This is a genomic window from Sphingobacterium sp. Lzh-3 (genome assembly GCF_046764375.1).
Taxonomy (GTDB): Bacteria; Bacteroidota; Bacteroidia; order Sphingobacteriales; family Sphingobacteriaceae; genus Sphingobacterium.
Genome location: NZ_CP177226.1, coordinates 1,689,861 through 1,704,230, shown reverse-complemented (window position 1 = coordinate 1,704,230; position 14,370 = coordinate 1,689,861). Strand labels below are relative to the sequence as shown.

Annotated in this window: 10 protein-coding genes; 4 read left to right on the top strand and 6 right to left on the bottom strand. The window is 40.3% G+C overall.

What is annotated here, in order from left to right:
• The first annotated feature begins 6 nt into the window (after window positions 1-6).
• The 4 genes from ACLCDV_RS06955 (at window position 7) to ACLCDV_RS06940 (ending at window position 7,612) form a co-directional block, all read left to right on the top strand.
• Window positions 7-3,357, top strand: a complete 3,351-nt coding sequence (locus tag ACLCDV_RS06955; RefSeq protein ID WP_411973255.1) for a SusC/RagA family TonB-linked outer membrane protein — start codon at window positions 7-9, stop codon at window positions 3,355-3,357.
• A gap of 11 nt (window positions 3,358-3,368) precedes the next feature.
• Window positions 3,369-4,754 carry a RagB/SusD family nutrient uptake outer membrane protein gene (locus tag ACLCDV_RS06950; protein ID WP_083663526.1) on the top strand — a complete coding sequence of 462 codons (1,386 nt, stop codon included), beginning with the start codon at window positions 3,369-3,371 and terminating at the stop codon, window positions 4,752-4,754.
• 28 nt (window positions 4,755-4,782) lie between these two features.
• Window positions 4,783-6,255 carry a redoxin domain-containing protein gene (locus tag ACLCDV_RS06945; protein WP_411973254.1) on the top strand — a complete coding sequence of 491 codons (1,473 nt, stop codon included), beginning with the start codon at window positions 4,783-4,785 and terminating at the stop codon, window positions 6,253-6,255.
• Between the two features lie 232 nt (window positions 6,256-6,487).
• Window positions 6,488-7,612 carry an MBL fold metallo-hydrolase gene (locus ACLCDV_RS06940; protein ID WP_411973253.1) on the top strand — a complete coding sequence of 375 codons (1,125 nt, stop codon included), beginning with the start codon at window positions 6,488-6,490 and terminating at the stop codon, window positions 7,610-7,612.
• A 2-nt stretch (window positions 7,613-7,614) separates the two neighbouring features.
• On the opposite strand, the gene ACLCDV_RS06935 is transcribed toward ACLCDV_RS06940, so the two are convergent.
• From ACLCDV_RS06935 to ACLCDV_RS06910, 6 genes are all read right to left on the bottom strand, one after another.
• Window positions 7,615-8,430, bottom strand: coding sequence for a helix-turn-helix domain-containing protein (locus ACLCDV_RS06935; protein ID WP_411973252.1), 816 nt, complete (start codon window positions 8,428-8,430; stop codon window positions 7,615-7,617).
• Between the two features lie 200 nt (window positions 8,431-8,630).
• Entirely contained in the window at window positions 8,631-9,968 is a 1,338-nt protein-coding gene (locus ACLCDV_RS06930; RefSeq protein WP_411973251.1) for an alginate export family protein, read from the bottom strand.
• Window positions 9,969-10,240: 272 nt separating this feature from the next.
• Entirely contained in the window at window positions 10,241-10,825 is a 585-nt protein-coding gene (locus ACLCDV_RS06925) for a Crp/Fnr family transcriptional regulator (protein ID WP_317667929.1), read from the bottom strand.
• A 61-nt stretch (window positions 10,826-10,886) separates the two neighbouring features.
• Window positions 10,887-12,497, bottom strand: a complete 1,611-nt coding sequence (locus ACLCDV_RS06920; RefSeq protein ID WP_317667930.1) for a Na+/H+ antiporter — start codon at window positions 12,495-12,497, stop codon at window positions 10,887-10,889.
• A 179-nt stretch (window positions 12,498-12,676) separates the two neighbouring features.
• On the bottom strand, window positions 12,677-13,321 hold the full coding sequence (locus ACLCDV_RS06915; protein WP_411973250.1) for a (4Fe-4S)-binding protein: 645 nt from the start codon (window positions 13,319-13,321) through the stop codon (window positions 12,677-12,679).
• A 234-nt stretch (window positions 13,322-13,555) separates the two neighbouring features.
• Entirely contained in the window at window positions 13,556-14,197 is a 642-nt protein-coding gene (locus ACLCDV_RS06910; protein WP_317667932.1) for a hydrolase, read from the bottom strand.
• Window positions 14,198-14,370: the final 173 nt, after the last annotated feature.

The window sequence follows — 14,370 nt, the reverse complement described above, 5'->3', positions numbered from 1 at the left end:
ACTCACATGAACAAAACAAAACCCAAATTTAGAAAAGAGTCGAGATTGGCTTTACTGCTCATTTGTCTTAGCGCCATGCATATACAGAGCTTCGCCTATTCTCAAACTGAAAAAATTGATGTCTCCGTCCAGGGAGGAAAACTCGAAGATGTATTTCAAACAATCAATGACAAGAGCAAATACAAAATGTTCTTTAGCAAATCGACTCTCCCAAACTCGACAATCAATATTGTTGGAAAGAAAATCAGTGTAAAAGATCTTCTTTCCCAGTCTCTGGCCGGGAGCAACCTAACATGGGAAGTATTGGACAATGACATTATCGCTATAAAAGAAAAAAAAGAGAATCAGCAACACATTGCGGGCCAAGTAGTCAATGAAAATGGAACGCCTTTGGCAGGAGTATCTGTTATCATAAAGGACTGGCAAAAAGCAGAATACCGCAATATGCAAACGAGTACCGCAACGGATGTCAATGGACAATGGGGACTGCGTATTCCAAATGACGATGTCATTATTACTTTTTCTTTTATTGGTTATCAGAAGGTTGATATCACTGCAAAGCAGCTTATTGCCAATTCTACTCCTATTAAACTGAAACCGGAAGAAGGAAGCTTAGAAGAAGTGGTTGTTATTGGCTACGGTACGACAACACGTAGACTGAATACGGGATCAGTTGCTTCGATCACAGCGAAGGACATTACCTCTCAACCTGTAAGTAATCCCCTTGCCGCACTATCGGGAAGAATGTCCGGTGTATTGATCGCCCAAAACAATGGTGTGCCCGGAAGTGCTGTTCAGATTCAGATTAGGAATCAAGCGTCATTAAGTGGAACAACCTCTGGTTCAATACCGCTATACGTGGTTGATGGAGTTCCATTTACTAATTTTAACGGCGGACAACCTGCAACAGATAACCTCAATTCATTTGGTATCTCAGCTTCTTCAGGCGGCTTAAGTCCCTTCAGCATGATTAATCCAGCGGATATTGAACGTATCGATGTCTTGAAAGATGCCGACGCTACAGCGATCTATGGTAGCCGGGGCGCAAATGGTGTCGTATTGATCACCACAAAAAAAGGATCTGCAGGTCGTACTCGCATTGGTGTAAACTTTAACACCGGATTTACCGAGGTCAACCACTTTATCCCTATGTTGAATCTAGAACAATATCTCACGCTAAGAAAAGAGGCTTTTGCTAATGCTGGAGTTACACCTACAGCCGATAACGCTCCAGATCTTATGTTATGGGATCAGAACAAATCGACAGATTGGCAGAAAATGCTGATTGGAAACAAAGGACATATTACCGACGTTCAAGCGAATATGTCTGGTGGAAACGAATCTACCCGTTTTTTCTTTAATTCGGGATATAGACGCGAGAGTACTGTTTTTTATGGAGATAGCAAAAACAGTCGCTTTACCTCACGGTTAAACTTGGATCACACCTCCTCTGACAAAAAATTCAATGCCGCTTTATCAGTTAGCTATGCCAACGACAATTCCGATATGCCTTCCTCTGATGTCACATCTCTCTACAATTTGCCCCCCAATTATCCAATCTATGGTGACAATGGAAAATACTATTGGTTACCGTCATCAGCTTTTATTGACAACCCAATCGCCTTGCTCGAACGGAAATACTTTGGTAATACCAATAATCTGATCTCGAACGCCAATCTGAGTTACAAAATTCTACCTGGACTGACAGCAAAAGCAAATTTTGGCTATACCATCACACAGTTGAACCAAAATAATCAACGCCCAATTACTTCCTTAAATAACACCGTCTCCAACCCGCTTGGATCTTCCAGTTTCTCTAATACAAAGGCCGAAAATTGGATTATTGAACCGACATTGGATTATGTAAAAAGTATCGGCGAAGGTAAATTTACGGCATTAATTGGAACAAGTTTTCAGCAAAATTCATCCCGTTCACAGACAACCAATGGTTCTAATTATTCAAACGATGCGCTTTTAGGTTCGCTCAGTGCCGCAGGATTATTCACTGCCAGCAATAACCTCGTATATTACAAATACAATGCACTATTCGGAAAAGTAAATTACGACTGGAAAGAGAAATATTTGTTTAATGGAACTTTTAGAAGAGATGGCTCATCTCGTTTTGGACCTAAAAACCGATTCGGAAATTTTGGAGCAATAGGGCTAGGATGGGTCTTTGGAAAAGAGGATTTTATACAAGATAATCTAACGTTTTTAAGTTTTGGTAAATTGAGAGCGAGCTATGGAACTACAGGTAATGATCAAATTTCAAATTACCTTTATCTTCCACTCTACTCTTCAACAACCGCGTATCTAAATAATCCTTCCATGAATATTGGAACACTTCCAAATGAATATATCAAGTGGGAAACAACCAAAAAACTGGAGTTTGCTTTAGATCTAGGTTTCTTGAAAGATCGAATTTTGTTTACGGGAAACTTTTTCAGAAATCGTTCTTCTGACCAGATAACTGATTTAGTTTTAAGTACTCAAACGGGCTACAACAGTTACAAAGAAAACCTACCGGCATTGATCCAAAATACAGGCTTGGAATTGGAGTTGAATACCACCAATATTACAAATGAAAATTTTACATGGAAAACATCTGCTAATTTCACGTTTTATAAAAACAAACTTGTCGAATTTCCTGGAATTGAAAACACATTTTATTCAAGTAGCTTTCTAGTTGGTGAGCCGCTCAATATGGTCCGTTTGTATCACTATCAAGGTGTAGACCCCACAACAGGAAGAGCGTTATACGAAGACCGCAATGGCGATGGGGCTATAACGGGCGATGACCGATACGTTGCTAACTTAGGTACACCTTTCTATGGTGGATTTAACAATACTTTTTCCTACAAAGGCTTCGAGCTCGGCGTATTTTTTCAATTTAACCACCGCTTTGGAGTAACTAAAATCCTCAACACGAGACCGGGTACTATGCTCAACCAAAATGATTACTGGTTGGACAGATGGACACCAAATAACAGCAATACCAATATCCCGGGAGCAATTATCCCGACAGTACCGGCATCTTCAGCTGATGGAGTTGCATTAAGCAACTCTTATAATCAATATACCAGCTCTGATGCTGTCTATGGGGATGCTTCCTATATTAAATTGAGGTCTGTCAATTTATCTTACAACCTGCCCAAAAGCTGGACTTCGAGATTAAAAATGTCTAATTGTAATGTATTTATGCAAGGGCAAAATCTCTTTACTTGGGCCAAGAACAAATATGTCCTGGATACCGAAACGACCGTGCAAGGCGGTCCATCTGGTTTAGGAACTGGAACGATTGCCCAGGTATTGCCTCCATTGCGGACGATTGTATTTGGATTTAACTGTCAATTTTAAAACTAGAGATCATGAAATTAAACATCAATAAAAATATACTATTATTAGCAATTACCAGTGGAACTCTTTTGACCAGCTCCTGCGAAAAATTTGTGGAATTGGGCGCTCCACCGACACAAGTTGTAGCTGGCGAAGCATTCTCTACAGATGCTTCTGCAAATAGTGTCATACGCGGATTGTATACCACAACATTAAGCATCAATCTCGCCGGGACTTCAACCTTTTATACAGGAATCGCTGCAGACGACCTTCAATACAATGCGGCTGATGCAAATACCTCGGAATTCGCCAGCAATAACCTGCTGAACACAAATGGGAATGTCGCTAATTTCTGGTCAAATTGCTACCAACTTATCAAGAATGCAAACAATGCGATATCGGGTCTCGACGCATCCACCAGCCTTACCCCTAGTGTAAAAGATCAGCTCCTGGGCGAAGCGAAATTTTTTAGGGCTTATACCTATTTCTATCTCGTCAACCTCTATGGTGATGTGCCATTGCAATTACGTGATGACCTCCACGCTTTTGAAGATGCAATTCTTCCGCGAACTTCTGCACAGCAAGTATATGATCAGATTATTGCTGATCTAAAAGATGCGGAAAGTAAGATGGCGACGGCCTATGATGCAACGGCAAGCCCGAGAGGAAGAGCTAACAAAACTGCTGCAAGCGCACTATTGGCAAGAGTTTATCTCTACCAAAAGGATTATCAAAATGCCGAATCTTATGCGACCAAAGTATTACAGTCATCTGATTATGGCATGCCGACACCAGATAAAAATTTTGTAAACTCAAGTAATGAGGTTATTCTTCAACTTGGCAATCAAACGGGAGTAACGACATTTGGCTCCAATTATATTACCGCGGCTACAGCTACACCCGGCTACACTCTACCGGACGCTGTGTATAATAGCTTTGAGACATCTCCGACGGTTGACTTAAGAAAAACAAATTGGACAAGTTCAAAAACGGTCTCCAACAAAATCTATTATGCCATAACCAAATATAAAATATCCTCGGGAACAGGTTCCGAATACCATATTATGCTTCGCTTAGCCGAGCAGTATCTTATTCGCGCGGAAGCGAGGGCTAAACTGGGAAAACTTGCCGAAGCCCGAACAGATGTGGATGCTGTCCGTTCTCGCGCTGGACTTGCAGGACTTAATTCAAGCTTAAACCAAACACAATTACTATCTGCAATAGAAATGGAACGCCTGCACGAATTTTTCGGTGAGTTCGGCCATCGTTGGCTCGACCTCAAGCGGACCGATCGTGCTACCGCTGTATTGTCTCCAATCAAATCAAACTGGCAGGCCACGGATGTCTTGTATCCTATTCCACAAGCCCAGATTTTGATCAACAATAAACTGACACAGAATCCAGGATACGAAGATTAATGAATTTAAAAAATCATACAGACAAAAAATGAAAACAAAAATCTTAACGGCTGCGTTGGTGTTTTCGCTAACAGCATCTTTTGCACAACAACCAGCAAAAAACAAATACCAACAGTATCTGCCCATTATAGAAAAAGGTACGTTGGTACAAAAGGATTCGCTTGCTAATGTATTAATGAGCGAATTAAAGACGTATAAATCGGAAGAAGACTACCGTACTACAATCAACATTTTGCGTTCTTTAGGGAAAGAAGATCTGCAGGCATCTGCAGAAGTACTGGCTAAGAAAAAATATCCAAAAGGATCACTAACCCGTGATGCCTTTATCACAGATGTTTTTTACAATGCAAGTACGCCAGTACAAAAAGAAAAAGCGTATAACGACCTTATCAAAAAATGGCCAGTTAAAAACTTCAAGGAAGAACCACTGACTTATGATTATGTATTGGCTAATTTAGCACAAAGTTTCGCGAACGATGGAAATGCACAAAAAGCAATATATTATCTAGGAGAAATGAAAGAACGATTCTGGCGCGGAAATGGATATATCCCTGTTGGTCAAATCCTCCTGAGGACAGGTGATACGACTACTGCAGCACCACTCTTAAAAACTGCTATGGATGATAGTTATTACTATTTAACCCTTCCAGAGGATCAAAAAGACAATAAGGCTCGGTTTGCGGCCATGGGATATGCAAGCTCCATGTCAGCTTATGTCAATATACTCGTTTCACAGAAAAAATTTACTGAAGCGCTAGGTTATATAGAAAATGCATTAAATGCAGCACCAGAGCAAGCGGATGGTCTAGCGATGGTATACTACAAATCTTTAATGGGCACAGGAAGAAAGCTTGAGGCATATAATATTCTCACCAAGTTATATGCTAAAGGACAATTTGCGGTCGAAAATGATCTTAAGAAATTATATACTGAATTGAATGGATCTGTTCAAGGTTACGAGAATTTTAATGCATCCTTAAAAATAGAGTTAACGCAAAACATTCGCAACCATATCAAAGAAATGGCAACTTTTAAACCTGCACCTAATTTTGAATTACTCAATCTTAAAGGTGAAAAAGTATCCCTAGCCAGTTTAAAGGGAAAAGTTGTGGTTTTGGATTTTTGGGCAACTTGGTGTCAGCCATGTATCCGTTCATTTCCAGGAATGAAGGCAGCACAGGACTCTTATGCAGATGATAAGGATGTACAATTCTTATTCATGAATACCTGGGAGCGTGATAAGAACTATAAGGAAAATGTGATATCCTTTATCACCAAGAATAATTATCCTTTTGAAGTGCTCTATGACGATCAAAAAGATCCACAAACCGGAGAAGTTATGGCCGCGAAATTCGGAGTCAAAGGAATTCCAGCAAAATTTGTTATTGATAAGGAAGGAAATATACGTTATTTTCTTACGGGATCTACCCCAAATGTAGATTACATTAAATTAGAAATGAAAGAGCTCATCGAAGCCGCTAAAAAACCTTACAAAGGGTAAAAAAAGGGGGCGTCCAAAAAGATCGGACAGCCCCCTTTTTTTTAATATCCAGCCAACTATAATCCAACCAACTCCCGAGCGTAAAAGAAGAATTTTTATGGGCTTTAAGACTTTCTTTATATTGTGGATCGGATGAGTCCGCCGAAATGAGCCATACAGCACATAAATTTGAGCTATCAGCAAAAATAGATCAATCTCAGCAGTCTTATCTTTGTTGTTATACAATATGCAGATGGCAACAAGAAACAACAGCAATAAGTGGCTTCGGTTTTTGAAAAGAACAATCTTAGGACTGACTGTTCTCATCGCTCTTATCGGACTATATATGATGCATCCACAATTCGGCAAAAGACCCTCGGGTGAAAGACTTCAACGCATACAGCTATCGAAACAGTTTAAAGACGGAAAATTCCAGAATAGCAGCCCTACACCACAGCTCACGCAGCCCTGGACCGTAGCCCTATACGATTATTTTTTTAAGCGCTCGAACGAAACAAGTCCCAAATACACTATACCAACAGTGGATATCGACTGGGAAAAGTTGTTAAGTCAGCCTCATGGGCTTGTTTGGTTTGGTCACTCCTCTTATTTCCTTCGTCTCGATGGTAAGAACATACTCGTCGATCCTGTCCTTAGTGGCAGTGCTTCCCCTATTCCAGGAAGTGTAAAAGCGTTTAAAGGAGCCGATGTCTCTACCGTATCTGCTCTACCGCCGATTGACTATCTATTTATATCACATGACCATTATGATCACATGGATTATAAGACGTTAAAGGCACTACAACCCCGGGTTGGAAAAGTCATTGTTGGCCTTGGTGTTGGCTCCCATCTTGAATATTGGGGATATCGTCCTGAGCAGATCATCGAAAAAGATTGGTGGGACGAAATCAACTTGGATGATGGTTTCAGTGTAACAGTTGCGCCCGCTAGACATTTTTCAGGCCGCAGTATATTTACTGCCAACACATTATGGGCATCCTATGCGCTCCAGACACCTTCCATGCGGCTCTATTTAGGCGGGGACAGCGGCTACGATAACCACTTCAAAGAGATAGGTAATCAATTGGGCCCTTTTGACCTGGCTATATTGGAGAATGGCCAATACGACCTCAGTTGGAAACACATACACATGATGCCGGAGGAGGTTGTCCAAGCGGCACATGATCTCAAAGCTTCCTTACTGTTTCCGGTTCATTCGTCCAAGTTTGTATTGGCCAATCATGCCTGGAATGAACCTCTAGAACGTATTTCCAAGGAAGCAATACGACAACAACAGCCTATGCTTACCCCCATGATCGGCCAGGTCATTGACCTCGATCAGCCCCCTTTAACACCTAGTTACTGGTGGCGGAAATAATGTTAAGCAACGGAATTGATAGTCGCTGGTGTTATGCCAAACTTCTCCTTGAAAGAAGCATAAAAATGAGAAAGGTTTTCAAAACCCAGATCAAGATAAAAATCAGCAGGTTTTTGCCGCTTATTTTCAATTAGATAATAAGCCTCAGAAAGACGTCTCTCTTGCAGCCATTTTCGGGGCGATGTCTGAAATATTTTCTCAAAATCACGTTTAAAGCTTGCTAAACTCCGCCCTGTTAGTTTCGCAAAGTTTTCTAAAGGCACATTGTACCGATAGTTTTTAACCATAAACTGCTCGAGATCAATTTTATGCGGCTCTGAAAAGTCAAAAAGCAGGTCTTTTAACTGTGGATAACTTTCCAACAACAAGGTGATCAACTCGTAGATCTTTATATTTTCCATCTGCGGACTTACTCGGTCGATGGCTTCCGCATAGGGGGTCAGCGACTCAAAATAACTTTTTATAAACAGGTTACTTTCCAGTACAACATTGGACTCGCCCTGATACTTTTTGTCCGAATTAAGGTGATGGTCCATCGCATATTGCTTCAGCCGATCCGCTTGCAACAAAACGGAAACAGATTTATAGACATTATTTTCTGCGGGATATTTAAAAGCTTTCGCCAGTTGGTTTCTACGGGCAACTACAATCTGACCTTCTGTCGCCACCAATTTTCCTTTCTGATGGTCCAGATGTGTTTCACCAGATAGCTGAAAAAAAACGACATGTTCGGGAATGAACTGTTCGTGCCCAAATGCTTTCTCGACATAACAGGAATATAAAAAAGCTTTTCCAAAATCTTTTTCCTCGATGCTCATTGCTATCTTTTACCAATTTATATGACAATATTTACCAATTTCTCAAAATCAATAAACAGAATTTAAAGATAACAAATATCCATTATCTTCCCGAACATTTATTTGGTATACAGCTCAAATGTGATACATTCAAAAGCTCAAATTTGCAACAACAACAACAACAACAACAACAACAACAACAACAACAACAACAATCAACCTTATAGATCAATTTTCAATGTAAGCGCATTATAGAAGGTGCTTGCACTTTCGCCTGTTTGTTTTATAAACTGTCCGGCCGCAAAAAAATAGGTCTCGGAAGAAAGCAGTAGATTAGATGCAAATCGATATTCTAACTTTACTCCAGGCTGCCAGCCGATGTAGCGTGCATTTGTCTGGTCGCCGCGTCGCAATAGCGCTCGGGACGAAGAATACAATCCGTCATCGAGCTGCGCCCGCCAATAAAAATCGGCCTCCAAGATCGTTTTAAACTTATCTCTGAAGACGAATTCGACCGAAGGATGAACATCGAACATATTCATGGCCGCAATTTGGTTGATCAAACCAAAATATGCAGGATTGTTAAACATCGGATTAAAAGTCCCCAAATGGTTATCATCGACTTTACTATCGCCCGAAATATAATCCAACTTGATACCATAGTCCATTGCAGTTTCTTGCAATTTCTTGATATAATGCCAATCCCCTTCGATTGAAAATGCTCGAATACGTTTATCCGCAAAACTACCAAACTGATAGTTTACCTCGGAATTATATCGAAAACGATTGGCAATTACCCCCGAACGACGAAAGCCAATGGTATTCCTTGTTTCATGGCCGCCGCCTGCATTGTATTTATTGTCGGCTTTATAACCGAAATAATAAAAATCTGTAGATCCCCCAACAAGTTCACTTGATTTTAATACATTATAAACTCCCCAGGTATACGCTCCATGTGCGGAAGAGTTGTCAAATATTCCTGTAGGCACCCTTACCTCACGGCCGTACCAGGCTTGACTCGAAAATTTCTTTTCCTCATACATAATGCGCTCCATATCAAAACTCCGACGTATATTGAGTCCTTCGCGGGTTGCCATTAACCTGCCTGTCCCCAAGAAGACTTCCTGTCGCCCAGTTCGTATGGTCAATAAGGTGGTAGGTTTGACGTTGAATGTCAAATCGACAAAAGCCTGATTCAAGTCCAATTTATCACTTTGTGTGTAAACCGGTTCCTTTCTTGAGATCAAGCCATGCTGCAACTGCCCATAAAAACGGAGGTGTTTTTTTAAGTGTACATCTGCATAAAATTGAATTCGCTGGGAGTAATAGTTTTCATTTGCTTCAGAGGATCTACTCCAATTGGCATGGCGGGTCGTTTCCATCCGCGGTCGAAATTGCCCACCAAAACTTAAGTAACTATCTCTTTCCTTATTCAGCGGAATATTTTTTATCCGTTCCAGCAGCCAATCTCCCAGTGTGTCTTTTGGGACAGGCCCCATATCCGCTGAGAAAACTTCAGATCTTTCAAAATAAGATCGATTTTCGGCATTAAGTTTCATATAGAATAAACTTAATAGCACACATATACCTAAACTTTTTCGCATTTCTTGTTGCACTTACATAGTAGATTTCCACTTCCTCAAAGGAAGCCCCAATAGGTCAATTATCTTGTTTCCACTCGATTTTTTTGACGATTATAAAAGTAGGTCAATACATGCCGATCCTCCAATAACAAATATTAAGTATTTGTCTTAATGAAGTTTAAGGAAAAGCAATAAAAAAGGGTAGCTACCTATAAGGCAGACTACCCTTCTCTATTTATTTTTTACCTCTATTTCTTTTTTTGCATTTGAAACATCATCTTGCTAAAGAATTCAGGTGTGACACCAATGAATGAAGCGATATACTTCTGCGGCAGCTGCATTACCAGGGAGGGATAGAGCTTACAGAAACTTTCGTAACGCTCTCGCGCCGTGAATCCCATACTATTGACATACAATTGTTGGTAGGCCGCAAGTGAATTTTCGGCGAGAATACGAAAAAAGCGTTCAAATTTGGGATGAACATCATATAGCTGATCTAAATCGACCTTTGAAATTTGACACACCTCGCTATCTTCGATTGCTTCTATGTTTAATTCGCCAGGATTTTGACGCATAAAACTCTTCACATCCGCTATCCACCAGCCCGGAGGGGCAAACTGGAGATTGTGTTCGAAGCCTTTACTGTCTCGTAAAAAAATACGAAGAATACCAGACGTTACAAAATTGATATATTTATTGATTTCCGTTTCCTCAACGAGTAGCTGTCTTTTTCGGACTTTTTTATAGTGCAACATAGAAAGGAATCGTTGTTCTTCTTCTGTTGTAAGGTCGATGTATTTTGAAATATTGTCTAATAAAAGTTTTGTATCCATTTTAAATTGTTCCTATCAAAATAAAAAGCACATATACGTTGTACGTTAATACACAAAAATGTTAAAAATGTTTGTAACCAGCTATTTTTAACTCTTTCAGATCTAAAGAAGATTCTGCTTTCCGAATTTCTTCTTCACTGTACAGCTTTTGCTTTCTCATATTAACAAGTGCTTTTCGTTGTAATTTGAAAATATCCGCCAAAATACCATGATATTCATTAAGTTCCTTTTGTTTTTGATCGTGCAATTCTGTCGCTGTCAAATGCAACTGTTCTATGGCCAGGTTATCGTTCAGTCTTTGATTCAAGTTTCTCAAGAAACTGTTCTGTTCAATCTGCAATGCATCGTTGCGTTCCAGCTCATCCTTGGCGACCTGATCCAAGATTTTCTGTATCCCCATTTGTTGTTCATGTGACGACGATACAGGATCTATTTCGTCTATTTTTATCCATTTGATAAGTAAGGGTAAGGTTAATCCCTGAAATACCAGTGTAATAAAGATGACAATAAAGGTGATAAATATGATTAAATTCCTAAAAGGAAATGCCATTTGCGCATAGACTACTGTAGGAATTGATAGAGCGGTCGCCAAGGAGACCACACCACGCATGCCAGCCCATCCGATGATAAGCGGATTTTTCCAACCCGGACTTACATCTTTTCTAGCCGCTGAGCTTACCCAACGGGGCACGTGAGCCAAAGGATATACCCACAAAATTCGGACTACAATAACAATCAGACTGATGATGAGTCCGTACTGAATACCCTGCACGATAGAGGTTTCACCTAGTCCGCGAATGACTTCGGGTAACTCAAGGCCAATCATGATAAACAACAGGGCATTCATCGTGAATATAAGTGTTTCCCAGACACCTACCATATTCACGCGTGTCATACCTGTTTTAAAAATTTCATGGGAGCGGAAAGACATAAAAAGGCCTCCACTCACCACAGCCATAACCCCAGAAAAATGGAAATGTTCCGCTGTCAGATACAATACATACGGTGTTATGATGGTGAAGGTAGCATCAATTGCTGGTGTTGTGGGCAGAAAACGATGGATCACGTAAAATAAGTGAGCCAGCAGGATTCCGACTACAATTCCCATTCCGGCCACAACAAAGAATTGTCCCACTGCTGCCTGAATAGAAAATGTTCCCGTAAATATCGTTAGCAGTGCAAAGCGAAATACGATAAGTGAGGAGGCATCGTTCACGAGACTCTCTCCTTCCAAAATTGTACCGGTCCGTCTTGGAACTTTCATCCCCTTCAGCACGGTCGTTGCAGCTATCGCGTCGGGTGGAGAAATGATGCCCCCCAGTAAAAAGCCCAAGGCCAACGTAAATCCAGGAATCAAAACCGTTGAAGCATAGGCGACCACCGAAGAAGTAACCAGCACCAAGCCCAGTGCTAAAAATGCTATTGGGCGTTTCCATTTCCAAAAGTCGTTCCAGGAAGTATACCAGGCGGCCTCATAAAGAATAGGAGGAAGAAAGAACAGGAAAATGACCTCAGGATCCAGCTTAACTTCCGGAACCCCAGGAATAAAACTTATCCCCAAACCCGCTATCACAAGAAAAATTGGATATGCAATCCGTATACGTTGGGCTACCATGACCAATAACATCACGATCATCAGTAAACCTAATATTAAAAGTAAATCTTTTTGCATTAGTTTCTTTGGCTACTTTTATATAGTATATGAACTCAAAGTTACCATCTCGACCAAGTACACACAAATAACCTTTATTAAGTTTGAAACTTAATAAAGGTTAAGCTTGAAACCTTTGAGATAGCCCGAGTCTTGTTTTTTTCCAGGCCTAACTGGAAAGAAAATTTATTCTCAATATATTATGAGTTCGTGTATTCGATAGAAAGCGCCCCAGTAGGACAGCGCTTTACTTGTTCAATCAAAGCCGCTGTGTCTGCACCATTCACATTAATCCATGGACGTTCCTTTAAATTAAACACAGCTGGTAACTGTGTCACGCAGCGGGCTGAATGTTTACACAACTCGGGCTTCCATACGACCGTCAGATTTTCATTGCTATAGTGCATTTTCTTTTCAACGTCTTCGTCATGATATAAGAAGGTCCTAATTTTTGTATCGCCCTCCAATAGTTTTGAAATAGGGCAATGCTGTGCAATTTCCAACAAACGGTCCTTTTGTTCGGAAGACAATATACTTTCCGGAAAGGAGATATCCCGATCGATCACATAAGTTGTCTTTCCGCCTGAGGTAGTCTGAAATAAATTGGATTTGACAACAATTTTCGCTACATCCCAGCCTTTATTATCAATGTACATCCGTAGCGTGATAATTGTACAGGATGTAAGTGAACTCAATAATAGCGTAAACGGGTCTGGTCCTAAATCACGACCACCATTTTTTACTGGCTCATCAACGATAAAGCGGCCGTTACGCCATTTCATTTCGCATTGATACTTTGTCGTCCCGCCAGTTCCAATAATTGGTTCTTCAAATTTATAGCGCATTGAATAGCTTATTTTAATAATAAAATATGTTTATTTATTTTTTGAGGTTCAAGTTTAACTAAGGTGAAGAATAAACTTACTGTTGCCCCAATTTGCTTTATTACCATAAAAGATAGGCTTATAGGGGTAATCCCAAAAAAAATGCGACAGCGGACCTATATAAAAGCCCACTGTCACAAAAAATGTTAAAACAGAAAATGAGTATTCAAAATCAACATTTCTGTCTATCCCATCTTACTTGTGCAGGTGGGAATAGAAAGAAAGACCTGCTGTACCACCAGTTTCAATAAATAGGTTCATGAATCCTGCTGCAGTTTCAGACCGGTTCCAGTCACGTTGCATTTCACAGAACAACATTGGTGTGGTTACCGGAATAGCACCTGCCTGTTCGATACGACGTAAACCTGCATCATGGGCAACTTTTGTTACACCACCTACAGCGTCTACCACAGGATAAACTTCAAAACCTTCTTTTAGCGCATCAAGTGCCGGGAATGCAAGACATACTTCAGTCCAGAGTGCTGCCATAATTAACTTCTTACGACCAGTTGCCTTTACAGCTGCAACAAATTCTTTATCTTCCCAAGCGTTGATGGAAGTACGGTCGATTGAGGTTACACCATCCAAAACTTCTCGTAATTGACCGATGGTATCTTCGTTTAAGCCAGTAGATACATTCACTGTCGTTAACACAATTGGCAAATTATATAACTTCGCCATTTTAGCAGTACCAACAATGTTGTTCACCAACAATTGTCTGTCCATCGAATTAATCGAATTCACTTGAACTGGTTGAAAATCGATAATAACCAATGCTGAATTTTCAGGGGTTAAAAGATGATCATTTTTTTGATCACGAATTGGAAAACTTGCCATTTCTCTTACTTTTTAATTAATTACTATATAAAAAAAAACATTCTGTGATCATCCAAAGTCATAGAAACAAACACTAGCTCCTGGTAATACTTAAGAGCTCGATCAACAGCTGGCAAACAAATACTTACCAACACATCCCGCTTAATCTCAAGCATCAATCTATAGGTTTAGCC

Excerpts from the sequence above, each read along its gene's own strand:
- ACLCDV_RS06955 (WP_411973255.1), top strand. The coding sequence starts at position 7 with ATGAACAAAACAAAACCCAAATTTAGAAAAGAGTCGAGATTGGCTTTA.
- ACLCDV_RS06950 (WP_083663526.1), top strand. The coding sequence starts at position 3,369 with ATGAAATTAAACATCAATAAAAATATACTATTATTAGCAATTACCAGT.
- ACLCDV_RS06945 (WP_411973254.1), top strand. The coding sequence starts at position 4,783 with ATGAAAACAAAAATCTTAACGGCTGCGTTGGTGTTTTCGCTAACAGCA.
- ACLCDV_RS06940 (WP_411973253.1), top strand. The coding sequence starts at position 6,488 with ATGGCAACAAGAAACAACAGCAATAAGTGGCTTCGGTTTTTGAAAAGA.
- ACLCDV_RS06935 (WP_411973252.1), bottom strand. The coding sequence starts at position 8,430 with ATGAGCATCGAGGAAAAAGATTTTGGAAAAGCTTTTTTATATTCCTGT.
- ACLCDV_RS06930 (WP_411973251.1), bottom strand. The coding sequence starts at position 9,968 with ATGAAACTTAATGCCGAAAATCGATCTTATTTTGAAAGATCTGAAGTT.
- ACLCDV_RS06925 (WP_317667929.1), bottom strand. The coding sequence starts at position 10,825 with ATGGATACAAAACTTTTATTAGACAATATTTCAAAATACATCGACCTT.
- ACLCDV_RS06920 (WP_317667930.1), bottom strand. The coding sequence starts at position 12,497 with ATGCAAAAAGATTTACTTTTAATATTAGGTTTACTGATGATCGTGATG.
- ACLCDV_RS06915 (WP_411973250.1), bottom strand. The coding sequence starts at position 13,321 with ATGCGCTATAAATTTGAAGAACCAATTATTGGAACTGGCGGGACGACA.
- ACLCDV_RS06910 (WP_317667932.1), bottom strand. The coding sequence starts at position 14,197 with ATGGCAAGTTTTCCAATTCGTGATCAAAAAAATGATCATCTTTTAACC.